The sequence below is a fragment of the Streptomyces albofaciens JCM 4342 genome, assembly GCF_008634025.1.
GTDB classification, from domain to species: domain Bacteria; phylum Actinomycetota; class Actinomycetes; order Streptomycetales; family Streptomycetaceae; genus Streptomyces; species Streptomyces albofaciens.
On record NZ_PDCM01000001.1, the window covers coordinates 1,829,132 to 1,852,500 of the forward strand.

Annotated in this window: 23 protein-coding genes (1 of these 23 cut by a window edge); 17 read left to right on the forward strand and 6 right to left on the reverse strand. The window is 72.4% G+C overall.

Annotated elements, in window-relative coordinates; genetic code table 11:
* Window positions 1-6: 6 nt before the first annotated feature.
* Both hemW and CP973_RS08290 read left to right on the forward strand, forming a co-directional pair.
* A complete protein-coding gene (gene hemW, locus CP973_RS08285; RefSeq protein WP_150238917.1) occupies window positions 7-1,239 on the forward strand; it encodes a radical SAM family heme chaperone HemW in 1,233 nt (410 codons plus the stop codon).
* A gap of 89 nt (window positions 1,240-1,328) precedes the next feature.
* On the forward strand, window positions 1,329-1,904 hold the full coding sequence (locus CP973_RS08290; RefSeq protein ID WP_150238919.1) for a Uma2 family endonuclease: 576 nt from the start codon (window positions 1,329-1,331) through the stop codon (window positions 1,902-1,904).
* Here CP973_RS08290 and CP973_RS08295 read toward each other — a convergent pair.
* A complete protein-coding gene (locus tag CP973_RS08295; RefSeq protein WP_150238921.1) occupies window positions 1,882-2,715 on the reverse strand; it encodes a DUF3097 domain-containing protein in 834 nt (277 codons plus the stop codon). The two genes, CP973_RS08290 and CP973_RS08295, sit on opposite strands and share 23 nt — an antisense overlap.
* 28 nt (window positions 2,716-2,743) lie before the next feature.
* Window positions 2,744-3,478, reverse strand: coding sequence for an MBL fold metallo-hydrolase (locus tag CP973_RS08300; protein ID WP_150238923.1), 735 nt, complete (start codon window positions 3,476-3,478; stop codon window positions 2,744-2,746).
* A 252-nt stretch (window positions 3,479-3,730) separates the two neighbouring features.
* Between CP973_RS08300 and hrcA the strand changes: the two genes are divergently transcribed.
* The 4 genes from hrcA to CP973_RS08320 all read left to right on the forward strand — a co-directional run bounded on the left by hrcA (window position 3,731) and on the right by CP973_RS08320 (window position 7,969).
* The gene (gene hrcA, locus CP973_RS08305) at window positions 3,731-4,747 is read left to right on the forward strand and encodes a heat-inducible transcriptional repressor HrcA (protein WP_003984321.1); all 1,017 of its coding nucleotides are present in this window, start codon (window positions 3,731-3,733) and stop codon (window positions 4,745-4,747) included.
* Window positions 4,748-5,884, forward strand: a complete 1,137-nt coding sequence (gene dnaJ / locus CP973_RS08310) for a molecular chaperone DnaJ (RefSeq protein ID WP_150238926.1) — start codon at window positions 4,748-4,750, stop codon at window positions 5,882-5,884.
* 187 nt (window positions 5,885-6,071) lie between these two features.
* Entirely contained in the window at window positions 6,072-7,229 is a 1,158-nt protein-coding gene (locus tag CP973_RS08315; RefSeq protein ID WP_150238928.1) for a nitronate monooxygenase, read from the forward strand.
* Complete coding sequence (locus CP973_RS08320; RefSeq protein WP_150238930.1) at window positions 7,226-7,969, forward strand: 16S rRNA (uracil(1498)-N(3))-methyltransferase; 744 nt, start codon at window positions 7,226-7,228, stop codon at window positions 7,967-7,969. The genes CP973_RS08315 and CP973_RS08320 overlap by 4 nt, the downstream gene beginning before the upstream one ends.
* 113 nt (window positions 7,970-8,082) lie before the next feature.
* On the opposite strand, the gene CP973_RS08325 is transcribed toward CP973_RS08320, so the two are convergent.
* The gene (locus tag CP973_RS08325; RefSeq protein ID WP_030654859.1) at window positions 8,083-8,511 is read right to left on the reverse strand and encodes an OsmC family protein; all 429 of its coding nucleotides are present in this window, start codon (window positions 8,509-8,511) and stop codon (window positions 8,083-8,085) included.
* Between the two features lie 182 nt (window positions 8,512-8,693).
* On the opposite strand from CP973_RS08325, the gene CP973_RS40370 reads away from it, so the two are divergent.
* From CP973_RS40370 to CP973_RS08340, 3 genes are all read left to right on the forward strand, one after another.
* Window positions 8,694-9,596 (forward strand): hypothetical protein, encoded by a 903-nt coding sequence (locus CP973_RS40370; protein ID WP_208853151.1) that lies wholly within the window; start codon window positions 8,694-8,696, stop codon window positions 9,594-9,596.
* Window positions 9,597-9,718: 122 nt separating this feature from the next.
* Window positions 9,719-10,075 carry a histidine triad nucleotide-binding protein gene (locus CP973_RS08335; RefSeq protein WP_150238932.1) on the forward strand — a complete coding sequence of 119 codons (357 nt, stop codon included), beginning with the start codon at window positions 9,719-9,721 and terminating at the stop codon, window positions 10,073-10,075.
* Between the two features lie 21 nt (window positions 10,076-10,096).
* The gene (locus CP973_RS08340; protein ID WP_150238934.1) at window positions 10,097-11,002 is read left to right on the forward strand and encodes a ribonuclease Z; all 906 of its coding nucleotides are present in this window, start codon (window positions 10,097-10,099) and stop codon (window positions 11,000-11,002) included.
* A gap of 28 nt (window positions 11,003-11,030) precedes the next feature.
* Here the strand turns inward: CP973_RS08340 and CP973_RS08345 are convergent, their stop codons facing one another.
* On the reverse strand, window positions 11,031-11,822 hold the full coding sequence (locus CP973_RS08345) for an HAD family acid phosphatase (protein WP_150238936.1): 792 nt from the start codon (window positions 11,820-11,822) through the stop codon (window positions 11,031-11,033).
* A gap of 179 nt (window positions 11,823-12,001) precedes the next feature.
* Between CP973_RS08345 and CP973_RS08350 the strand changes: the two genes are divergently transcribed.
* The 3 genes from CP973_RS08350 (at window position 12,002) to CP973_RS08360 (ending at window position 15,189) form a co-directional block, all read left to right on the forward strand.
* Complete coding sequence (locus tag CP973_RS08350) at window positions 12,002-13,360, forward strand: enolase C-terminal domain-like protein (protein ID WP_244409328.1); 1,359 nt, start codon at window positions 12,002-12,004, stop codon at window positions 13,358-13,360.
* A gap of 105 nt (window positions 13,361-13,465) precedes the next feature.
* Complete coding sequence (locus CP973_RS08355; protein WP_150238938.1) at window positions 13,466-14,551, forward strand: S-(hydroxymethyl)mycothiol dehydrogenase; 1,086 nt, start codon at window positions 13,466-13,468, stop codon at window positions 14,549-14,551.
* Window positions 14,551-15,189: an MBL fold metallo-hydrolase gene (locus CP973_RS08360; RefSeq protein WP_150238940.1), complete on the forward strand. Its 639-nt coding sequence runs from the start codon at window positions 14,551-14,553 to the stop codon at window positions 15,187-15,189. Before CP973_RS08355 ends, CP973_RS08360 begins: the two co-directional genes overlap by 1 nt.
* Before the next feature lie 14 nt (window positions 15,190-15,203).
* Here the strand turns inward: CP973_RS08360 and CP973_RS08365 are convergent, their stop codons facing one another.
* A complete protein-coding gene (locus CP973_RS08365; protein ID WP_150238942.1) occupies window positions 15,204-16,538 on the reverse strand; it encodes a family 4 glycosyl hydrolase in 1,335 nt (444 codons plus the stop codon).
* A gap of 68 nt (window positions 16,539-16,606) precedes the next feature.
* On the opposite strand from CP973_RS08365, the gene CP973_RS08370 reads away from it, so the two are divergent.
* The 4 genes from CP973_RS08370 (at window position 16,607) to CP973_RS08385 (ending at window position 21,914) form a co-directional block, all read left to right on the forward strand.
* On the forward strand, window positions 16,607-17,821 hold the full coding sequence (locus CP973_RS08370) for a PfkB family carbohydrate kinase (RefSeq protein ID WP_150238944.1): 1,215 nt from the start codon (window positions 16,607-16,609) through the stop codon (window positions 17,819-17,821).
* 159 nt (window positions 17,822-17,980) lie between these two features.
* Complete coding sequence (locus tag CP973_RS08375) at window positions 17,981-20,059, forward strand: PhoH family protein (protein WP_150238946.1); 2,079 nt, start codon at window positions 17,981-17,983, stop codon at window positions 20,057-20,059.
* A 20-nt stretch (window positions 20,060-20,079) separates the two neighbouring features.
* A complete protein-coding gene (gene ybeY, locus CP973_RS08380) occupies window positions 20,080-20,577 on the forward strand; it encodes an rRNA maturation RNase YbeY (protein ID WP_003984339.1) in 498 nt (165 codons plus the stop codon).
* A gap of 14 nt (window positions 20,578-20,591) precedes the next feature.
* Window positions 20,592-21,914, forward strand: a complete 1,323-nt coding sequence (locus tag CP973_RS08385; RefSeq protein WP_150238948.1) for a hemolysin family protein — start codon at window positions 20,592-20,594, stop codon at window positions 21,912-21,914.
* Between the two features lie 24 nt (window positions 21,915-21,938).
* Here CP973_RS08385 and CP973_RS08390 read toward each other — a convergent pair whose 3' ends face one another.
* A complete protein-coding gene (locus CP973_RS08390) occupies window positions 21,939-23,174 on the reverse strand; it encodes an MFS transporter (RefSeq protein WP_244409329.1) in 1,236 nt (411 codons plus the stop codon).
* A 148-nt stretch (window positions 23,175-23,322) separates the two neighbouring features.
* Between CP973_RS08390 and CP973_RS08395 the strand changes: the two genes are divergently transcribed.
* Window positions 23,323-23,369, forward strand: the 5' portion of a protein-coding gene (locus tag CP973_RS08395) for an AraC family transcriptional regulator (RefSeq protein ID WP_150238950.1). 730 nt of this gene lie beyond the right edge of the window; only the first 47 of its 777 coding nucleotides appear in the window; it begins with the start codon at window positions 23,323-23,325; the stop codon falls past the right edge of the window.

Here is a 23,369-nt window from a genome sequence, read left to right on the forward strand (position 1 = left end):
GAAGGCATGCCTTCCGCACTCCCCGATGGTGAGCCCATGCCCGAGGACGGGGCGCTGCCCGGTCACGCCCTGACCGGCGCGCGCACCCGGCCGCTCGGGTTCTACCTGCACGTGCCGTACTGCGCGACGCGCTGCGGCTACTGCGACTTCAACACGTACACGGCCACCGAGCTGCGCGGCTCGGGCGGTGCGCTCGCCTCGCGGGAGAACTACGCGGACACGGTCGCCGAGGAGATCCGGCTCGCCCGCAAGGTGCTGGGCGACGACCCGCGGCCGGTCGAAACGGTCTTCGTCGGCGGCGGCACGCCGACCCTGCTCCCGGCCGCCGACCTGGGCCGGATGCTCGCCGCGATCCGCGACGAGTTCGGCCTGGCGGACGGCGCGGAGATCACCACCGAGGCCAACCCGGAGTCCGTCGACCCGCGCTACCTGACCGAACTGCGGGAAGCCGGTTTCAACCGGGTCTCCTTCGGCATGCAGAGCGCCCGGCAGCACGTCCTGAAGATCCTCGACCGTACGCACACCCCGGGCCGCCCGGAAGCGTGCGTCGCCGAGGCGCGCGCGGCGGGCTTCGAGCACGTCAACCTCGACCTGATCTACGGGACGCCCGGCGAGTCGGACGACGACTGGCGGGCCACCCTCGACGCCGCCCTCGGCGCGGCACCGGACCACGTCTCCGCGTACGCGCTGATCGTCGAGGAGGGCACCCGGCTGGCCCGCCGCATCCGGCGAGGTGAGGTCCCGATGACCGACGACGACGTGCACGCCGACCGCTACCTGATCACGGAGGAGGCCCTGTCCGGCGCGGGCTTCCACTGGTACGAGGTGTCCAACTGGGCCACCTCGGAGGCGGCCCGCTGCCGCCACAACGAGCTGTACTGGACCGGCGCCGACTGGTGGGGCGCGGGCCCCGGCGCGCACAGCCACGTCGGCGGTGTCCGCTGGTGGAACGTGAAGCACCCCGGCGCCTACGCCCAGGCCCTCGGCGAGGGCCGGTCCCCCGGCGCGGGCCGCGAACTCCTCTCCGACGAGGACCGCCGCGTCGAACGCGTCCTCCTGGAGCTGCGCCTCGCGGCCGGCTGCCCGCTGGACATCCTCGCCCCGGCAGGCGCGAAGGCCGCCGCCCGCGCCCTGGCCGACGGCCTCCTGGAGCCCGGCCCGTACGAGGCGGGGCGGGCCGTACTGACCCTGCGGGGGCGGCTGCTGGCGGATGCGGTGGTGCGGGATCTGGTGGACTGATCACTCGGCGGGGTGAAGCATGTGCCGGCCCTGCCGTCCGCCCTGCTCCGGTCCCTAGCCTGAGGCCGTACACGCGGCGGTCGAAAGCGGTGATCATTGTGGACACGTGCCGGGTTCCGGAGCCCGAGGACCTTGAGCTGCCCGAAGGCGCCAGGGCCGAGCTTCTCCCTGGAGAGATCGTCATCGCGGGGAGTCAGGACCTGATCCACAACTGCATCGTGACGGAGGTGATGGACCGGATCCCGCGGCAGCGGTGGCAGCGACTCCAAGCGCAGAATGTCGACCTGCTGAAAGAGAACAGCGAGCCGGTGCCCGACCTCGTGGTGCTGGAGCGCGGCGCCGTACCGGAAACCGGGCGGCTGCTCCCCTCCCAGGCCGTCACCATGCTCGTCGAAGTCGTCTCCGCGACGAGCGTCGACCGTGACTACCGTGTCAAGCGCACCGTCTACGCCGCCGGCCGCATCCCGGCCTACCTGATCATCGACCCCATCATGGCCCAGTGCGTCCTCCTCCCCGACCCCATCGGCACCGGCGAGGAAGCCGACTACACGGTGCAGCGCATCACCAAGTTCGGCGACCCCGTACCCCTGGACCTGCTCGGCGTGAAGCTGGACACCGCCGAGTTCCAGACGTTCACCGACGTCAGGCCCCACTCCCACCCGTAACGAAGTCGATCAGCTCCTCCACCCGCCCCAGCAGCGCCGGCTCCAGGTCCTTGTAGGAGTGGACCGAGCCGAGGATCCGCTGCCACGCGGCGCCCGTGTTCTCCGGCCAGCGCAGCGCCCGGCACACGCCCGTCTTCCAGTCCTGGCCGCGGGGGACGGCCGGCCAGGCGGGGATGCCGACGGAGGCGGGCTTCACAGCTTCCCAGACATCGATGTACGGATGTCCGACGACCAGGACGTTCTCATCGGTGACCGAAGCCGCGATGCGGGACTCCTTCGAGCCGGGAACCAGATGGTCCACCAGGACGCCGAGGCGGGCGTCGGGGCCGGGGGAGAAGGAACGCACGATGGCGGGGAGGTCGTCGACGCCTTCGAGGTATTCCACGACGACGCCCTCGATGCGCAGGTCGTCGCCCCAGACGCGTTCCACCAGCTCGGCGTCGTGGCGGCCCTCCACGTAGATGCGCCCGGCGCGGGCGACCCGCGCGCGGGCGCCGGGTACGGCCAGGGAGCCGGATGCCGTACGGGCGGGGCCGCGCGCGGCGGGCCGGGCCGACGGCCGTACGAGGGTGACGGGCTTGCCGTCCAGCAGGAAGCCGCGCGGGGTCATCGGGAACACCCGGTGCTTGCCGAAGCGGTCCTCAAGGGTGACCGTGGGCCCTTCCGCGGTCTTCTCGCAGCGGACGACCGCGCCGCAGAACCCGGTCACGGCCTCCTCGACCACCAGGTCCGGCTCCGCCGCGACCTCGGGAGCCGGCTGCTGCTTCTTCCACGGCGGGGTCAGGTCCGGGCCGTACTGTCTGCTGCGCACCCGACAGACGATAAGAAGAGATGGCCGGTCAGCGCCGCGACACGCCGAAGCGACGGCTGAGCGCGTCACGTTGCCCACGGACGAATCGGGCATCCACGACAGCGCCGTGCCCGGGTACGTACACCGCGTCCTCCCCGCCGAGCGCCAGCAGCCGGTCCAGCGCGGCGGGCCACTGCCCGGGGACCGCGTCCGGCCCGGCCTGCGGCTCGCCGGACTCCTCGACCAGGTCGCCGCAGAAGACGACCGCGGGCGAGCCGTGGGTGCCGGGGACGAGGACCACCAGGTCGTGCGCGGTGTGCCCGGGACCGACGTTGGCGAGCAGCACCTGCCGGCCGCCGAGGTCGAGGATGCGCTCGCCGGAGACCAGGTGGCGCGGGCGGACGAGCAGGTCGGTGGCCTCGGCGGCGGCGTCGGGGTGCACGCCGTACGCCACCGCGTCGCGCCGCAGTTCTTCCTGGGCGCGCGGCAGATACGCGTCGAGGCCCGCCGCGCCGAAGACCTGGACGCCCGCGAAGGCCGGGGCGCCCAGGATGTGATCGAAGTGGGGGTGGGTCAGCGCGACGTGTGTCACGTCACGGCCCGCGATGCCGCGCAGCTCACGGCGCAGCCGGGCGCCGTCCCCTAGCGTCGCGCCGGTATCGACGATCAGCATTCCGGAGGCGCCGACGACGGCGCCGACCGTCTCGTCCCAGCCGGGCATCCGGCGCCGCCCGACGCCCGCGCCGAGCTCTTCCCACCCGGCTTCTTCCCACGTCGTACGCATAGGGAGACGCTAGCGGCCGCGCGATACGGTTGCCCGTCGGACCGGCGGTTCCCGGGCGCCCGCCGGCCCCCGCGGTGCGCCGCCCCGGCCGCGCCGGGCGGGCCTCCGGTACCGCGGCCCTTGCCCTGTCCATGTGACCCGGCCGTACACTTGGTCCGGGTCTGGCACTCGGACCTGATGAGTGCCAGGGAAGACGACCCGGGAAGAACCCGGCCGCGCGCCGGTGACACGGCCGGACTGGAGGTGTGCGCGATGCTCAGTGAACGCAGACTCGAAGTGCTGCGCGCCATCGTCCAGGACTATGTCGGGACCGAGGAGCCGGTCGGCTCCAAGGCGCTGACCCAGCGGCACAAGCTCGGTGTCTCACCCGCCACGGTCCGCAACGACATGGCAGCGCTGGAGGACGAGGGCTTCATCGCCCAGCCGCACACCAGCGCCGGACGCATTCCGACGGACAAGGGCTACCGTCTCTTCGTCGACAAGCTGGCGGGCGTCAAGCCGCTGTCCAGCCCCGAGCGGCGCGCCATCCAGAACTTCCTGGACGGCGCCGTCGACCTGGACGACGTGGTGGGGCGCACGGTACGGCTGCTGGCGCAGCTCACGCGGCAGGTCGCCGTCGTGCAGTACCCCTCCCTGACCCGGTCCACGGTGCGCCACGTGGAGCTGCTGTCGATGGCCCCGGCCCGGCTGATGCTGGTGCTGATCACCGACACCGGCCGCGTCGAGCAGCGCATGGTGGACTGCCCGGCGCCGTTCGGCGAGACCTCCTTGGCGGACCTGCGGGCGCGGCTGAACAGCCGTGTGGTGGGCCGGCGGTTCACGGACGTGCCGCAGCTCGTGCAGGATCTCCCGGAGTCCTTCGAGCAGGAGGACCGGGGGACGGTCTCGACAGTTCTGTCGGTGTTGCTGGAGACTTTGGTGGAGGAGACCGAAGAGCGGCTGATGATCGGCGGCACCGCCAATCTCACGCGCTTCGGGCACGATTTCCCACTGACCATCCGGCCGGTGCTGGAGGCTCTGGAGGAGCAGGTGGTGCTCCTCAAACTGCTCGGGGAGGCCAAGGACTCCGGCATGACCGTACGCATCGGGCATGAGAATGCCCATGAGGGCCTGACGTCCACATCGGTCGTCGCGGTCGGCTACGGTTCGGGCGACGAGGCAGTCGCCAAACTCGGCGTGGTCGGACCGACCCGCATGGACTACCCCGGAACGATGGGAGCGGTACGCGCAGTGGCACGTTACGTCGGACAGATCCTCGCGGAGTCGTAAGTGGCCACGGACTATTACGCGGTCCTGGGCGTACGGCGCGACGCCTCGCAGGACGAGATCAAGAAGGCTTTCCGGCGGCTGGCGCGCGAGCTGCACCCGGATGTGAACCCGGACCCGAAGACCCAGGAGCGGTTCAAGGAGATCAACGCCGCTTACGAGGTGCTCTCGGACCCGCAGAAGAAGCAGGTCTACGACCTCGGCGGCGACCCCCTCTCGCAGGCGGGTGGCGGTGGCGGGGCCGGCGGCTTCGGCGCGGGCTTCGGCAACTTCTCCGACATCATGGACGCGTTCTTCGGCACCGCCTCGCAGCGCGGACCGCGGTCCCGCACGCGGCGCGGCCAGGACGCGATGATCCGACTGGACGTCGAGCTGGACGAGGCGGCCTTCGGCACCACCAAGGACATCCAGGTGGACACCGCCGTCGTCTGCACGACCTGTTCGGGTGAGGGCGCGGCGCCGGGCACCTCGGCGCAGACCTGTGACATGTGCCGCGGCCGCGGCGAGGTCTCCCAGGTCACCCGGTCCTTCCTGGGCCAGGTCATGACCTCGCGGCCGTGCCCGCAGTGCCAGGGCTTCGGTACGGTCGTGCCGACCCCGTGCCCCGAGTGCGCCGGCGACGGGCGTATCCGTTCGCGCCGTACGCTCACGGTCAAGATCCCGGCCGGTGTGGACAACGGCACCCGCATCCAGCTCGCGGGCGAGGGTGAGGTCGGCCCCGGCGGCGGACCGGCCGGCGACCTGTACGTGGAGATCCACGAACTGTCGCACCCGACGTTCCAGCGGCGCGGCGACGACCTGCACTGCACGGTCACCATCCCGATGACGGCGGCGGCGCTGGGCACGAAGTGCCCGCTGGAGACGCTGGACGGCATGGAGGAGATCGACATCCGGCCCGGCACCCAGTCCGGCCAGTCGATCCCGCTGCACGGCCGCGGCGTCACCCACCTGCGCGGCAACGGCCGCGGTGACCTCATCGTGCACGTCGAGGTCATCACGCCGAACAAGCTCGACGCGGAGCAGGAGGAACTGCTGCGCCGCCTCGCCAAGCTGCGCAACGAGGAACGCCCGCAGGGTCAGTTCCAGCCGGGACAGCAGGGGCTGTTCTCGCGGCTGAAGGACGCGTTCAACGGACGCTGATCCCTAAGAGGGCCGGATGGACGGCGGCCGGGCTCCGAGCCCGGCCGCCGTCCTCGTCGTCCCCCCGCCCCTGCCCCCGCCCGCCGTCCCGGCCCGCGCCCGAAGTGCCCCGAACGCCGGGCGTGTTTGATCTTGGTGCGGACGGACCCGGTTCGGGACCGGGCGTGCGGCGTGACACGATGTGGGCATGCCCACAGCGCTGACCGATCTCTGTCGCTATCCGATCGCGCAGGCCCCGATGGCGGGCGGAGTGGCCCGCCCGGAGCTGGCCGCCGCCGTCTGCGGAGCCGGCGGGCTCGGCTTCCTGGCCGCCGGTTACAAGACCGCGGACGGGATGTACCAGGAGATCAAGCAGTTGCGCGGGCTGACCGACCGGCCCTTCGGCGTGAACCTCTTCATGCCGCAGCCCTCGCTCGCCGAGAACGCCGCCGTCGAGGTCTACCGCGAGCAGCTCGCGGGCGAGTCGGCCTGGTACGAGACCCCGCTGGACGAGATCGACCCGTACGGCGGCGTCGACGACGGGTACGAGGCCAAGCTCGCCATCCTGCGCGAGGACCCGGTGCCGGTCGTCTCGTTCCACTTCGGCTGTCCCTCCCGCGCCGTGCTCGACGCCTTCGCCAAGGTCGGTACGTACACGATCGTGACCGCCACCACCGCGGCCGAGGCGCAGGCCGCGCAGTGGTCCGGCGCCGACGCGGTCTGTGTGCAGGGCATCGAGGCCGGCGGCCACCAGGGCACCCACCGCGACGACCCGCAGGCCGACGGCACCGGCTCCGGACTCGGACTGCTGTCGCTGATCGCGCAGGTGCGCGAGGCCGTGCAGATACCGATCATCGCGGCGGGCGGCCTGATGCGCGGCTCGCAGATCGCCGCGGTGCTGACGGCGGGCGCGGCGATGGCGCAGCTCGGTACGGCCTTCCTGGTCACCCCGGAGTCGGGCGCGCACCCGCTGCACAAGCAGGCGATGACCAACCCCCTGTTCACGCGCACGGAGTTGACCCGGGCCTTCTCCGGGCGCCCGGCCCGCGGCCTGGTGAACCGTTTCCTGCGCGAGCACGGCCCGTACGCCCCGGCGGCCTATCCGGCCGTGCACCACCTGACCTCGGGCCTGCGCAAGGCCGCCGCCAGGACCGGCGACGCGCAGGGCATGGCGCTGTGGGCGGGGCAGGGGCACCGGCTGGCGCGGGAGCTGCCGGCCGGACAGCTGGTCGAGGTGCTGATGGCCGAACTGGACGCGGCACGCGCCGGGCTGGGCCTCGGCGGCGGACCGGACAGCGGCCCGGAGGCGGGCCGGGACCATCAGGCCGGGCCGGGTGTCCCGGGTGAGCTGGGAGGTGCGCTGTGACGGCGCCGGTCTTTCTCGTCGACAGTGTCCCGGGCCCGGGCGAAACCGTGCTGGACGGGCCCGAGGGGCGGCACGCGGTCTCCGTGCGCCGGCTGCGCGCGGGCGAGCCCGTGGTGCTGACGGACGGGCGCGGCAGCGGCGCGGTGGGCGTGGTGCGGGCCGCCGAGGGCAAGGACCGGCTGGTCGTGGAGGTGACCGGCGAGCAGTGCGAGCCGGAGCCGGTGCCGCTGATCACCGTCGTACAGGCGCTGCCCAAGGGCGACCGCGGCGAGCTGGCCGTGGAGACCATGACGGAGACCGGTGTGGACGCCGTCGTCCCGTGGGCCGCGTCCCGGTGCATCACGCAGTGGAAGGGCGAGCGGGCCGCGAAGTCCCTGGCCAAGTGGCGCAACACGGCCCGCGAGGCGGGCAAGCAGGCGCGTCGGCTGCGCTTTCCCGAGGTCACCGACCTGATGTCCACCAAGCAGGTCGCGGCGCTGCTCGCGGAGGCGGACTTCGCCGCCGTCCTGCACGAGGACCGGGACGCGGGGAGCGCGCCGCTGGCGTCCGCCGAACTCCCGCCGTCCGGGCGGATCGTGCTCGTCGTCGGCCCCGAAGGCGGCGTGTCGCCGGAGGAGTTGGCGGCGTTCGAGGAGGCGGGGGCCAAGGCGTACCGGCTCGGGTGGAGCGTGCTGCGGACGTCCACGGCGGGTACGGCTGCCACGGCGCTGCTGCTGGGGCGTACCGGACGCTGGAGCTGACGTAGCGTCAGGAAGCGGACGGCGGGGCGCCGCAGCGCGCCCGCACCAGCTGAACGGCGGGGCCGTGGCACTCGTGGTGCCGCGGCCCCGCCCCCGTTGTGTCGCCCGCCGGATCAGACCAGCTCGGCGTTGAGGGTGATGTTCTTGACGCCGGCCAGCGCCTGGCTCACCGGGCAGTTCTTCTTGGCGTCCTCGGCGGCGGCCTGGAAGTCCTCCTCGGACAGGCCCGGCACGCTGGCCTTGACCGTCAGCACGATGCCGGTGATGCCCTCGCCCGGCTGGAACGTCACATCGGCCTTGGTGTCCAGGGCCGCGACGGTGTAGCCCTTGCCCGCCAGGCCGTGCGAGAAGGCCATCGAGTAGCAGGACGAGTGGGCGGCCGCGATCAGCTCCTCGGGGCTGGTGACACCGTTCGGCTGCTCGGCGCGGGCCGGCCAGTTCACGTCGAACGTGCCGACGTTGGAGGACGACAGGGCGACGCTGCCCTTGCCCTCCATGAGGTTGCCTTCCCAGTGGGTCTGCGCGGTGCGGGTGGTTGCCATGGTGGATGACTCCTGATCATGGGCGGATGGCGGTCTGTGGATCAGCTTAGTGATTCCGGCACGGTGTACGGCGGGAGCCGGACAGGCGGAATGCGGCGGTCCGTGAAGCGGCGGCGCACACTGGCCGAGCCGGGGCTGTTGGTCCGGGGGGCCGTGGTGGGACGCTGCCGGACATGGGGTCCATGGGGCGCTTACGAGGCGTACGGTACGTACGGACGCGGCTCGCGCGGACCGGCAGGTCCCGGGCCGGAACGACCCGGCGCGGCAGGCTGCTCGCGGCGGTGGGCGCCGCGGGCGCGGCGGTCGTCGCGGTGACCGCGTGTGAGCCGGCCGGCGGGCTGAACACCTCCTCCGTCGCCTATACCACCGACCAGGCGGGGACCGAGGCGCTGAAACGCGTCGGCGTGAAGGTGAGCTGGCTGAGCTGTACGGCGACCGTTCCGCGGGATCAGCGGACCACCGCCGGCGCCACCGCCTCGGCGAACCGCCACACCGTCGCCACCGTCGACTGCCAGGGCCAGACCGTCCACGGCAGCCGGATCACCATCACCGGCCGGGTCACCTCCGAGGTCGACGGCCGCTGTGTACGCGGGCGGCTGACCGCACGGGTCGCCGGGCAGGTCGTCTTCCAGGTGGGCGTGCTCGGCAACTGCGACGCGGACGAGCCGACCGGCAGCCCGCGGCCGACCGTCACCCACACCGTCCAGCCGCCCAGCAGCGGCCACACCTCACACGAGCCGCCGTACACACCGCCCGTCACGGTCACCGTCACCGCGCAGCCGTCGGACCCGGAGCCCGATCCGGACCCGTCGCCCAGCGACACCTGTTCGGACGACTCGCACGACCACGACGGGCAGGGCGGCCACGACGGCCGGAACGACCAGAACGGCAACGGCCACGGTCACGACGACGGCAACCACGACGACCAGGGCAACCAGGACGGCAACGGCCACGACGACGGCAACCACGACGACCAGGGCAACCAGGACGGCAACGGCCACGACGACGGCAACCACGACGGCCGGAACGGCGACGGTCACGACGGAAAGGACGGCCATAAGCCGACCTGGGCCGCGGACCACTGATCACCCGTCCGGCGCGCCGTCCCGGCCCTCCCGCCACCGGACCGGCCGCCGCACGACCTCTCACGGGCGGCCCGGTAACATCCGACCCGTAGACGTGACGGCGATCCGGGAGGAGCCCACCGGTGGCGGGAGAACCACAGGCCGACTGCCTGTTCTGCAAGATCGTGGCCGGCGAGGTGCCCGCGACGATCGTGCGGGAGACCGAGACGACCGTCGCCTTCCGGGACATCAGCCCGCAGGCGCCGACGCACGTTCTGGTCATCCCCAAGGTGCACTACGCCAACGCCGGTGAGCTGGCCGCCGCCGAGCCGCGGATCGCCGGTGAGGTGCTGAGCGAGGCCGCCGCCGTGGCCGCCGACGAGAAGGTCGACGGGACGGGGTACCGCATCGTCTTCAACACCGGCCCCGGCGCGGGCCAGACGGTCTTCCACGCCCACGCGCACGTCCTGGGCGGCCGCGACCTCCAGCGCCTGGTCTGACGGGGCGGGAGTCCGAGCGCCGTGTCCGTACGCGAGTTCGTCGTCCTCGGCACCGCCAGCCAGGTGCCCACCCGGCACCGCAACCACAACGGCTACCTGCTGCGGTGGGACGGCGAAGGCATCCTCTTCGACCCGGGGGAGGGCACCCAGCGGCAGATGCTGCGGGCCGGGGTCGCCGCGCACGACATCAACCGGATCTGCGTCACCCACTTCCACGGTGACCACTCGCTCGGGCTCGCCGGGGTCATCCAGCGCATCAACCTCGACCGGGTGCCCCACCCGGTCACCGCGCACTTCCCGGCGAGCGGCCGGCGCTTCTTCGACCGGCTGCGCTACGCCACCGCCTACCGCGAGACGGTGCGGCTGGCCGAGGAGCCGGTGGCCGCCGACGGGGTGCTGGCCGACACGCCCTCGTACGCCCTGGAGGCGCGCAAGCTCTCCCACCCGGTCGAGGCGTACGGCTACCGCCTCATCGAGCCGGACGGGCGCCGGATGCTGCCGGAGAAGCTCGCCGCGCACGGCATCGCCGGGCCGGACGTCGGCCGGCTCCAGCGGGAGGGCGCGCTCGACGGCGTCACCCTCGACGAGGTCAGCGAGGTCCGGCGCGGCCAGCGGCTCGCCTTCGTCATGGACACCCGGCTGTGCGACGGGGTGCACGCGCTCGCCGAGGGCTGCGACCTGCTCGTCATCGAGTCCACGTTCCTGGACGAGGACGTCCGGCTGGCCAAGGAACACGGTCACCTGACGGCGGGCCAGGCGGCGCGCGTCGCCGCCGGGGCGGGCGTGCGCCACCTGGTCCTCACGCACTTCTCGCAGCGCTACTCGGACCCGTCGGAGTTCGAGCGCCAGGCCCGGGCGGCCGGCTTCGAAGGAGAGCTGACCATCGCCCGCGACCTGATGCGCGTCCCGGTCCCCAAGCGCACCTGAGGACGGGACGCGTACGCCGCCCGGTGGATCAGGGCAGGAAGTACATCGGGTTCGGCAGCTTGAAGGTCTTGTCGGCGTAGCCGCCGTTCAGGTCGCTGTACTGGTCGCCGAAGTTGGCGACGATGTCGTAGCCCCGCGACTCGATGTGCTTGCGGGTGCCGGACTTGAACTGGACCGTCGTGCAGTTGGCGCCGCACGGCAGGTAGGCCGGCGGGTTCTTCTTGTCCTTCAGGAAGACGTGCGTGCGGTCGAGCGGCACCTTGTAGCCGACGTTCTTGAGGTTGCGCACGCTCCACTCGCGCTGCGCCTCCTTGCGGCCGGTGACGAAGAAGACCTCGTACCCCTTGCCGCGGGCCCAGTTGACGAGCCGGTCCATGCCGAAGACCGGCGCCATGTCGGTGCTCGCCAGGTACTTGTCCTGGGCCGCCTCGGTGTGGTGGAAGCCGACCTGGAGCTCGTAGTTGTACGTCAGCAGCGTCGTGTCGTCCATGTCCAGGACGATGGCGGGCTTGCCGTGGTGCTTCTTGCCGGCGGCCTTGGCCAGGTAGTTCCGGGCCGAGTCGGTGATGCCGCGCACCTGCTTGGCGTAGTTGCTGCGCGGCGAGGCGTAGTGCTGCCCGTTCGCGGCCACCGTGTCGCCGTAGTACGCCTTGATCTTGTCCTGTACCTGGGTGAGGTTCGGTACCTCCTTGTCCGTACGCGGTACGGAGTGTTCGGCGGTGGCCTGGCCGACGCCGAACGCCGCGGTACCGGCGACGACCGCGGTGACGGCCGCGGCACCGACACGGACACGGCGGCGGGAGAGGAGGGGGTGGCGCATGTGCAGCTCCTAGCTGGACCGGTGGGGGCCACCTAGGTTTAACAGAGCGTTTATGCGGACATCTACGCGCGAAGATTCAATGGTTGGTAAAGGCTGTCCGGTTCTCGTGGCCGGACCCGGCCCCGCGTCCCCGTCGGCGCCGTTGACGCTGTTCATCCGCCTCCCTACGCTCCGTCCCCATGGATGGACACCGTCTACGTACGGAAATCCGGCCCACGCCGCCTCACCGGCCGGCCGCCGCCCCGCCGGCCACCGCCATCACCGCCGTCCACCTCACCCCGGTGCTCGTCGCCGACCCGCCCCTGCTCAATGTGCAGGGCGTCCACCAGCCTTACACCCCCCGCCTCATCATCGAAGTGACCACGGCGGGCGGCGCGACCGGACTCGGCGAGACCTACGGCGACACCGCGTACCTCGATCTGGCCCGCCCCCTCGCCTACGCGCTGATCGGCCGTCAGGTCACGGACCTGAACGCGCTGCCGCTCCTCGCGGCCGAGGTCTGCGGCGACTCCCCGGCGGCCACCGGCGCCGAGGACGTCACCGCGGGCGGTCTGCGCGGCGTGCGGACCGCCGACAAAATGCGGCTGTCCGTCGTCTCCGGCTTCGAGGTGGCCTGCCTGGACGCCTGGGGCCGGCACGCCGGGCTGCCCGTGCACGCCCTGCTCGGCGGCAAGGTCCGCGACCACGTCGAGTACAGCGCGTACCTCTTCTACCGCTGGGCCGCCCACCCCGGCGGCCGCGGTGAGCCCGACGACTGGGGCGCGGCCCTCGACCCGCCCGGCATCGTCACCCAGGCCCGCCGCTTCCACGACACGTACGGCTTTGGCTCCTTCAAGCTCAAGGGCGGCGTCTTCGAGCCCGCACAGGAGATCGCCGCGATCCGGGCCCTGGCCGCCGCCTTCCCCGGTCACCCCCTGCGCCTCGACCCGAACGGCGCCTGGAGCGTCCGCACCTCCCTCCACGTCGCCCGCGAACTCGGCGATGTCCTCGAATACCTGGAGGACCCCACCGGCACCACCGCCCACATGGCCGAGGTCGCGTCCCGTACGGACCTCCCGCTGGCCACGAACATGTGCGTCACCACCTTCGCCGAGATCCGCGAAGCCTTCACCCGCGGCGCCGTCCAGGTCGTCCTCTCCGACCACCACTACTGGGGCGGCCTGCGCAACACCCGCGACCTGGCCGCGATCTGCCGCGCCTTCGGCGTCGCCCTGTCCATGCACTCCAACACCCACCTGGGCATCAGCCTCGCCGCCATGACCCACGTCGCCGCGACCGTGCCCGACCTCGCGTACGCCTGCGACACCCACTACCCCTGGCAGACGGAGGACGTGCTCACCGAACGCCCCGCCTTCCGGGACGGCCGCCTCGCGGTCACCGACACGCCCGGTCTCGGCGTCACCCTCGACCGCGACCGCCTCGCGGCCCTCCACGCACGCTGGCTCGCCGACGACGGCACCCTGCGCGACCGCGACGACGCGGCGGCGATGCGGGCGGCCGACCCGGGATGGGCGGTGCCCCGGATGCCGCGGTGGTGAGCGGTGGTGGGCGGTGCGCCCCGGCCGCCGACGGGCCGGCGCTCCCGGCGGCCGGGGCGCGTACCGTATTCATCCCGTACGTGATCTTTGGAGGGAGCTGTACCGATGGCACAGGAAGTGCGTGGCGTCATCGCGCCGGGGAAGAACGAGCCGGTGCGGCTGGAGACGATCCTGGTGCCGGACCCCGGGCCGGGTGAAGCCGTGGTGAAGGTGCAGGCGTGCGGGGTGTGCCACACCGATCTGCACTACAAGCAGGGCGGGATCAACGACGACTTCCCGTTCCTGCTGGGGCACGAGGCGGCCGGCGTCGTGGAGGCCGTGGGCGCGGGCGTCACCGACGTGGAGCCCGGTGACTTCGTGATCCTCAACTGGCGCGCGGTGTGCGGCACGTGCCGGGCCTGCAAGCGCGGCCGCCCGCAGTACTGCTTCGACACCCACAACGCCCGCCAGAAGATGACCCTCAAGAACGGCACGGAGCTGACGCCCGCGCTCGGCATCGGCGCCTTCGCGGACAAGACACTGGTCGCGGCCGGACAGTGCACCAAGGTCGACCCCGAGATGTCCCCGGCGGTGGCCGGGCTGCTCGGCTGCGGCGTGATGGCCGGCATCGGCGCGGCCGTCAACACCGGCGCGGTGGGCCGCGGCGACTCCGTCGCGGTGATCGGCTGCGGTGGCGTGGGCGACGCGGCGATCGTCGGCGCGCGGCTGGCCGGCGCGTCCCGGATCATCGCCGTGGACGTGGAGGACCGCAAGCTCTCCATGGCCAAGACGATGGGCGCCACCCACACCGTCAACTCGCGCGCCGCCGACCCGGTCGAGGCGATCCGCGAGCTGACCGGCGGCTTCGGCGCGGACGTGGTGATCGACGCGGTGGGCCGCCCCGAGACGTACCGGCAGGCGTTCTACGCGCGTGACCTGGCCGGCACCGTCGTGCTGGTCGGCGTGCCGACGCCGGAGATGAAGCTGGAGCTGCCGCTGCTGGACGTGTTCGGCCGCGGCGGCGCGCTGAAGTCGTCCTGGTACGGCGACTGCCTGCCGTCCCGCGACTTCCCGATGCTGGTCGACCTGCACCAGCAGGGCCGCATCGACCTGGCCGGCTTCGTGACCGAGACGATCGGCATCGAGGACGTCGAGCAGGCCTTCGAGCGGATGCACCACGGCGACGTGCTGCGCTCGGTGGTGACGCTCTGATGGCGGCCCGCATCGACCACCTCGTCACCTCCGGCACGTTCTCGCTCGACGGCGGTACGTGGGACGTGGACAACAACGTGTGGATCGTCGGGGACGACATCGAGGCGGTCGTCATCGACGCCGCGCACGACGCCGACGCGATCCACCAGGCCCTGGACGGCCGGACGCTGCGCGCGATCATCTGCACCCACGCGCACAACGACCACATCGACGCCGCCCCGGCACTCGCCACCCGCACCGGCGCGATGATCCACCTCCACCCGGACGACCTGCCGCTGTGGAAGCAGACCCACCCGGACCGGGCGCCCGACGAGTCGCTGGCGGACGGCCAGGTGCTGACCATCGGGGGCGTCGACCTGACCGTGCTGCACACCCCCGGCCACGCACCCGGCGCGGTGTGCCTGTACGCGCCGGAACTGGGCGAGCACGGCACGGTCTTCACCGGCGACACCCTCTTCCAGGGCGGCCCCGGCGCCACCGGCCGCTCCTTCTCCGACTTCCCGACCATCGTCGGCTCGATCCGGGAGCGGCTGCTGACGCTGCCCCCGGAGACCGAGGTCCGTACGGGACACGGCGACGGCACGACCATCGGCGCGGAGGCACCGCACCTGGACGAGTGGATCAAGCGGGGCCACTGATCCGCCCGGAGACGTCAGCGGGTGGCCGCCCGCTCCAGAATGCGGGCGGCCACGGCCGGCGAGTCCACCAGCGGGTGCAGCGCCATCGCGCGCAGCGCCGCGTCCCGGTCCTTGAACTCCGCCGCCTCGACGGTCGCCAGCTCCACGGCCTTGAGCTGGAGCATCAGCCCCAGCTGGTCCTCGCGCAGGGGCGCGCACGGCAGTGGCCGGGCGCCCCGCGCGTCCACCTCGCACACCGTCTCGATGATCGCCTCGGGGGCGAGCTGCGGCACGGTCGTCCCGTTGCGCACGTTCAGGATCAGGCGCGCGTGCCGGTCGCCCGCGATGGCGCGCATGACCGCCAGCGCCACCTGGTCGTAACCGCCGCCCTCCAGGTCGCAGGTGTCGCGCTGCCAGCCGCCGGTCGCCTCCCGGCTGTGCGCCATGTACGTCTCCTCGCGCTCCAGCCGGGTCCGCTCCCACAGCGCGTACGCCTCCTCGGGAGAGGCACCGGAAGCCGCCTCGAAGAAGCCGCCCTGCTGCTGGTCCAGGAACTCTCCGCGCGTCTCCTCGGTGTGCACCAGAGAAGCGAGCGTCTCCCGGCGGAAGTAGTAATAGTGCAGATATTCGTTGGGGATCGAGCCCAGCGCCCGCAGCCACTCGGCGCCGAAGAGCTTGCCCTCCTCGAAGGAAGTGAGGGCGCCCGGATCGGCGAGCAGGGCCGCCAGCAGGTCCGTGCCGTCCTCGGCGGCCAGCGAGCGCAGCCACCCGAGGTGGTTGAGCCCGACGTAGTCGTACGTCACCCGGCCCGGATCGGCGCCCGCGGCCCGCGCCGCCCGCCGCACCAGCCCGACCGGCGAGTCACAGATGCCGATCACCCGCTCGCCCAGCACCTGGGCCATCGCCTCGGTGACGGTCCCCGCCGGGTTGGTGAAGTTGACGACCCAGGCGTCCGGCGCCAGCGCCGCCACCCGCTCGGCGATCCGCAGCGCGACGGGCACCGTGCGCAGTCCGTACAGCACACCGCCCGCGCCCACCGTCTCCTGCCCCAGCACGCCCGCGTCCAGCGGAATCCGCTCGTCCGCGATCCGGCCCGCGGTGCCGCCGACCCGGATCGCGGAGAAGACGAAGTCGGTGCCGCGCAGCGCCTCGTCCAGCGAGCCGGCGATCCGTACGCGGACGGGAGACGGCTTCCCCGGTCCGCTCCGCCGCTCGGCCTGCCGGGCCAGTACGGAGGCGATCACGGCCACCCGCCGCGGATCGGTGTCGTACAGCGTCACCTCGGAGACGGCCTGCGCGGGATCGTCCAGGAGCGCGCGGTGCACGAGCGGTACCCGGAAACCCCCGCCGCCCAAAATCGTGAGCCTCATGGGCCGGAACGTACCGCAAGCATCGGGCACACTGGCGGCACGCGCACACAGAGAGAGGGGCAGGCACGGTGAGCGCACACGATGTCCAGCGGACCCCTGGAAGCGGACCGGGCGGCCACGTACCGCCGGGCCCCGCGCCCGCGCTCGACCCGCTCGCCGCCGTACGCGCCGACGGCGACCCGGCCACCGACGTCTACCTCACGGGCACGGTCTTCCTGGACATCATCTTCACCGGCCTGGACTCGGCCCCGGTACGCGGCACGGAGTCCTGGGCGCGCGGCATGGGCTCCAGCCCCGGCGGCGTCGCCAACATGGCCACCGCGCTGGCCCGCCTGGGCCTGCGCACCTCGCTCGCCGCGGCCTTCGGCGACGACATGTACGGCGAGTACTGCTGGGAGGCCCTGGAGCGCGGCGAGCACGTCGACCTGTCGATGTCCCGCACCGTCGCCGGATGGCACTCGCCGGTCACCGTCTCCATGGCGTACGAGGGCGAGCGCACGATGGTCTCGCACGGCCATGAGGCGCCCAGCGGCCCCGCCCGCACCGCCTTCGACGGCAAGCACGCGCCGGGCTGCCCGCCGCCCTCGCGGGCCTGCGTCGCCTCGCTGACGCCCGGCAGCCCCGAGGGCTGGCTCGGCTGCGCCGCCCGCCGCGGCAGCCGCATCTTCGCCGACGTGGGCTGGGACGACACCGGCCGCTGGGACCCGGCCGACCTGGCCGAGCTGGAGCATTGCGAGGCCTTCCTGCCCAACGCGGAGGAGGCGATGCGCTACACCCGCCTGGACTGCCCGCGCGCCGCCGCCCGCAAGCTGGCCGACCTGGTGCCGGTCGCCGTGGTGACGCTGGGCGCCGAGGGCGCGTACGCGGTCGACGGGCGGACCGGCGAGACCGCCGAGGTGCCCGCCATCGCGGTGGAGGCGATGGACCCGACCGGCGCCGGCGACGTGTTCGTGGCGGGCTTCGTCACCGGCTCGCTGGCCGGCTGGCCGCTGGCCGACCGCCTCGCCTTCGCCGGACTGACCGCCGCGCTGTCCGTACAGGAGTTCGGCGGTTCGCTGTCCGCGCCGGGCTGGGTGGAGATCGCGGCGTGGTGGCAGCGGGTGACCGCGGCGGGGGCGTACGGACGCACGCCGGACGGCGGCGCGGCGCGCGCCCACGACATCCAGGACGCCGCCGCGCTGCGCCGCCGCTACGCCTTCCTGGACGCCCTGCTGCCCACCGCGGCCCGCTCCTGGCCGCTGGCCCGCGCGCTGCCGACGATCGGATTCCGCCGCCCCGCGTGAGCGGCCCGTCACGTGGGGAACAGGGGAACAAGGGAACGCCGGAAAAGGCTTCGGGCTTGTCAGTGCACCGTCGTACCCTTGGTATCCCAAGGAGCCGAGCCGCGGGGCAGCAGTCCGCGGCGCAACGAATGGGGGATGAGCAGGCCACAGAGCCGGCCCATGACTCAGACACCTACACGACCGCAGGCGCACGCCCAGTTCACCGTCCCCGCCAAGCACCCGATGGTGACGGTCCTGGGGTCCGGAGACGCCCTGCTGCGGGTCATCGAGAACGCGTTCCCGGCCACCGACATCCACGTACGGGGCAACGAGATCCGGGCGACCGGCGACCCCGCGGAAGTGGCCCTGATCCAGCGCCTCTTCGACGAGATGATGCTGGTCCTGCGCACCGGCCAGCCGATGACGGAGGACGCGGTGGAGCGCTCCATCGCGATGCTGCGGACGGCGGCGGACGGCGGGGGCGCGTCGAGCGAGACCCCCGCCGAGGTGCTCACCCAGAACATCCTGTCCAACCGCGGCCGCACCATCCGCCCCAAGACCCTCAACCAGAAGCGCTACGTCGACGCCATCGACCAGCACACGGTCGTCTTCGGCATCGGCCCCGCCGGCACGGGCAAGACCTACCTCGCCATGGCGAAGGCTGTCCAGGCCCTCCAGTCCAAGCAGGTCAACCGCATCATCCTGACCCGTCCCGCCGTCGAGGCCGGCGAGCGCCTGGGCTTCCTCCCCGGCACCCTCTACGAAAAGATCGACCCGTATCTGCGCCCCCTGTACGACGCCCTGCACGACATGCTGGACCCGGACTCGATCCCCCGGCTGATGGCGGCGGGGACGATCGAGGTGGCGCCGCTCGCATACATGCGTGGTCGCGCGCAACCGACCTTCACGAACGTCCTGACCCCGGACGGCTGGCGCCCCATCGGCGACCTTCAGGTGGGCGATCTCGTCATCGGGTCGAACGGCGAGCCCACCCCGGTCCTCGGCGTCTATCCGCAGGGCGAGAAGGACATCTACCGCGTCACCGCACAGGACGGTTCCTGGACCCTGTGCTGCGGCGAGCACCTGTGGACGGTCCGCACCGCGTCGGACAAGCCGTGGCGGGTCCTCGAAACCAAGGAGATGATCGGCAACCTCCGCGCGGCGCATGCTCGCCGTTACGAGCTGCCGATGCTCACGGCGCCGGTCTGCTTCCCCGAGCGTGCCGTCCCCATGGACCCGTACGCCCTGGGCCTGCTGCTCGGAGACGGCTGCCTCACGGGCAGCACGACGCCTTCGTACGCCACCGACGACCCCGAACTCGCCGTCGCACTCGAAGCGGCACTTCCCGGTATGACCCTCCGGCGGAAGAGCAGCGTCGATTACGTGCTGAACCGTGTGAAGGCACCGGGCGATGTCGTCACGCTGGAGAACCCGGTCACGGGAGCGCTCCGGGCCCTGGACCTGCTCGGCACCCGGTCGTACTCGAAGTTCGTGCCGGACAACTACCTCCAGAACTCCGCGGAGGTCCGTCTCGCCGTCCTCCAGGGACTGCTCGACTCTGACGGCGGTCCGGTGACGCAGGCCGACCGGACCTGCCGTATCCAGTACACGACGACCTCGATCCTGCTCCGGGACGACGTCATCGCGCTGGTCCGGTCACTGGGGGGTGTCGCCTACAGCCGCCGCCGGGCGGCCGAGGGCCGGAAGCCGGGACGGGCGAACGGCCGCGACGTCGGCTACCGCCGGGACGCCCACGTCATCGACATCCGTCTCCCCGAGGGCATCGAGCCCTTTCGCCTCGCCCGCAAGGCCGAGAAGTACCACGCGGCCGGGGGCGGCGGACGCCCGATGCGGTTCATCGACTCCATCGAGCCGGCGGGCCGCGAGGAAGTGGTGTGCATCCAGGTGGCGGCGGAGGACTCGCTGTACGTCACACAGGATTACCTGCTGACGCACAACACCCTCAACGACGCCTTCATCATCCTCGACGAGGCCCAGAACACGAACCCCGAGCAGATGAAGATGTTCCTCACCCGGCTCGGCTTCGACTCGAAGATCGTGATCACGGGTGACATCACGCAGATCGACCTGCCCGGCGGCACGAAGAGCGGTCTCAAGCAGGTGCAGGAGATCCTGGAGGGGCTGGACGACGTGCACTTCTCGCGCCTCACCAGCCAGGATGTCGTCCGGCACAAGCTGGTCGGCCGTATTGTCGACGCGTACGAGAAGTACGACAGCCAAAACGGCCGGCGAACCTGAGAAACGAGAAGCAGCACTTCATGTCGATCGACGTCAACAACGAGTCCGGAACGGACATCGACGAGCAGGCGATCCTGGACGTCGCCCGCTACGCCGTGGCCCGGATGCGCATCCACCCGCTCTCCGAGCTGTCGGTCATCGTCGTGGACGCCGACGCCATGGAGCAGCTCCACCTCCAGTGGATGGACCTCCCCGGCCCGACCGATGTCATGTCCTTCCCGATGGACGAGCTGCGTCCGCCGGCCAAGGACGACGAGGAGCCCCCGCAGGGGCTCCTCGGTGACATCGTGCTGTGCCCGGAGGTCGCCAAGAAGCAGGGCGAGGAGGCGCCGACCCGGCACAGCATGGACGAGGAGCTCCAGCTGCTGACCGTGCACGGCGTGCTGCACCTGCTCGGGTACGACCACGAGGAGCCCTCGGAGAAGGCCGAGATGTTCGGCCTCCAGGCGGCGATCATCGACGGCTGGCGCGCCGAGCGCGGGCTGACCGGGCCGTCCCCGGCCCCGACCGTCACCTGACGGCGGGGGCTCCGGTGACCACCCAGCTGATCGCGGTCGCGGTCCTCCTCGTCGTCGTCGCCTGGCTCGCGGCCTGCGCCGAGGCGGGCCTCGCCCGTACGACGAGCTTCCGGGCCGAGGAGGCCGTACGGTCCGGGCGGCGCGGCAGCGCGAAGCTGGCCGCCGTCGCCGCCGACCCCGTGCGCTACCTGAACGTGGCGCTGCTGGTGCGCGTCGGCTGCGAGATGGCGGCCGGCGTGCTGGTGACGTACGCCTGCCTGCGCTCCTTCGACAAGACGTGGCAGGCGCTGACCGTGGCCATCGCGGTGATGGTGCTGGTCTCGTACGTCGCGGTCGGCGTCTCGCCCCGTACGATCGGCCGCCAGCACCCGCTGAACACCGCCACCGCCGCGGCGTACGTCCTGCTGCCGCTGGCCCGGATCATGGGCCCGATCCCGCGGCTGCTGATCCTCCTGGGCAACGCGCTCACCCCCGGCAAGGGCTTCCGCCAGGGCCCCTTCGCCTCCGAGGCCGAGCTGCGCTCGCTGGTGGACCTCGCGGAGAAGGAGTCGCTGATCGAGGACGAGGAGCGCCGGATGGTGCACTCCGTCTTCCAGCTCGGCGACACCCTCGTACGCGAGGTGATGGTGCCGCGTACGGACCTGATCTCCGTCGAGCGCTTCAAGACCATCCGCCAGGCGCTGACCCTCGCGCTGCGCTCCGGTTTCTCCCGTATCCCGGTGACCGGCGAGAACGAGGACGACGTGGTCGGCATCGTGTACGTGAAGGACCTGGCCCGCAAGGTGCACATCAGCCGGGACGCCGAGACGGAGCTGGTCTCCACGGCGATGCGCCCGGCGGTCTTCGTACCCGACACCAAGAACGCCGGTGACCTGCTGCGCGAGATGCAGCAGGACCGCAACCACGTGGCGGTCGTCATCGACGAGTACGGCGGTACGGCCGGCATCGTGACGATCGAGGACATCCTGGAGGAGATCGTCGGCGAGATCACCGACGAGTACGACCGGGAGCTGCCGCCCGTCGAGGACCTCGGCGACGGCCGCTACCGGGTCACCGCCCGGCTGGACATCGGCGACCTCGGCGAGCTGTACGGCTTCGCCGAGCTGGACGACGAGGACGTGGAGACGGTCGGCGGCCTGCTCGCCAAGCATCTGGGCCGCGTCCCCATCGCCGGCGCCACCGCCGAGATCGACCTCAGCGACAACCCGTCCGCCCTCTCGCCGAAGGCGCTGCGGCTGACCGCCGAGGCCCCGGCCGGCCGCCGCAACAAGATCGTCACGGTGCTCTGCGAGCCGGTCAGGGGCGATGCGGACGAGGCGGCGGCCGGGCAGGACTGACGGCGGGGACGGGGCGGCCTCCGGTCAGGTCCGGCCGCGGCGGCGAAGCCGTATCCGCTCAGGGCCGACCGCCACGAGCAGCCCGGCGAGCGCGGTGCCGGCCCCGGTGGCCACCACGGCCGGCCAGCCGCCGCCGGACCACGCCACCGTCCCCACCAGCGATCCGACGGCGATGCCGAGGAAGCGCAGAGTGAAGTAGAGCGTGTTGAGGCGGCTGTGCAGCGCGGGGTCGAGCCCGAACAGCGCCGTCTGCGACGCGGCCTGGCTGCCCCAGACCCCGACGTCCAGGACGATCACTCCGGCGAGCAGCCAGGCCAGGGCGCTGCCGCCCGGCAGCAGGAGCAGCCAGCCCACGATCACCAGGCCGATCAGCGCGGCGAGCGCCCCGCGCCGCCCGAACCGGTCGGCCAGCCGTCCCGCGTAGGGCGAGGCCAGCGCGCTCGCCGCGGCCACCAGCCCGAACAGACCGATCCCGGTGGACCCGTACCCGTACCGCCGTTCCAACAGGAACGTCAGCGTCGTCCAGAACGCGCCGAACGCGACGCCCACCAGCGCCCCGGAGACAGTGATCCGCCGGACCGGCGGACGGCCCGCGAACAGCCGCGGCAGGGAGGCGAGCGTGGTCCGGTACGGGGCGGAGGCCGCCGCCGGGACGCGGGGCAGGGCGCGGCGCAGGACGAGCACGGTCAGCAGGGTCAGTACACAGGAGCAGCCGAAGACCGCGCGCCAGCCGACCTGCTCCGCCAGCGCCCCCGAGTAAGCGCGCGAGGCCAGCACCCCGACCAGCAGACCGGCCTGTACGGTGCCGACGACCCGGCCCCGGTTCGCCTCGCCGCCGCCCGCGGCCAGCGCGACGGCGAGCGGGGTGACCAGCTGCGGTACGGGCGAGAGCAGGCCGACCGCGAAGCCGGCCACCGCCAGCCAGGCGACGGTCGGTGCGAGGGCGCAGGCGGCGAGTGCGAGAGCGGAGGCCGTGCCGAGGCCGAGGATCAGCCGTCGCCGGTCGTGGCTGTCGCCCGCCGGGACCAGCAGCAGGATGCCGGCCGCGTAGCCGAGCTGGGTGGCGGTGGGGACCGCGCCGAGGACGTCCGGGGCCACCCCGAACGAGGCGGCGGCGGCGCCCAGCAGCGGCTGGTTCAGATAGACGTTGGCGGCGGTGACGGCACTGGTCGCGGCGAGCAGCAGCGCCGTCGGACGGGTCAGGCCGGGGCGGGGCGGGCAATCGGTGCGCGGGGGAGCGGAAGCGGATTGTTCGGTCACATGGGTGGACGCTAAGCCGGGCGCGCCCTGGCAGGCTTGCGTTGTAGCGCCAACATCTGTCGAGAACGTGCCAAGCGCGGACGAGGGCGGAGGCGAGCGCACGGGGCCGGGAACGAGGCGAGCGTGAGTACGGGAAAGAGGCGAGCGCGTGTACGGGAAGAGCGAGGACCGCGAGGACTACCAGAACGTGCCCCG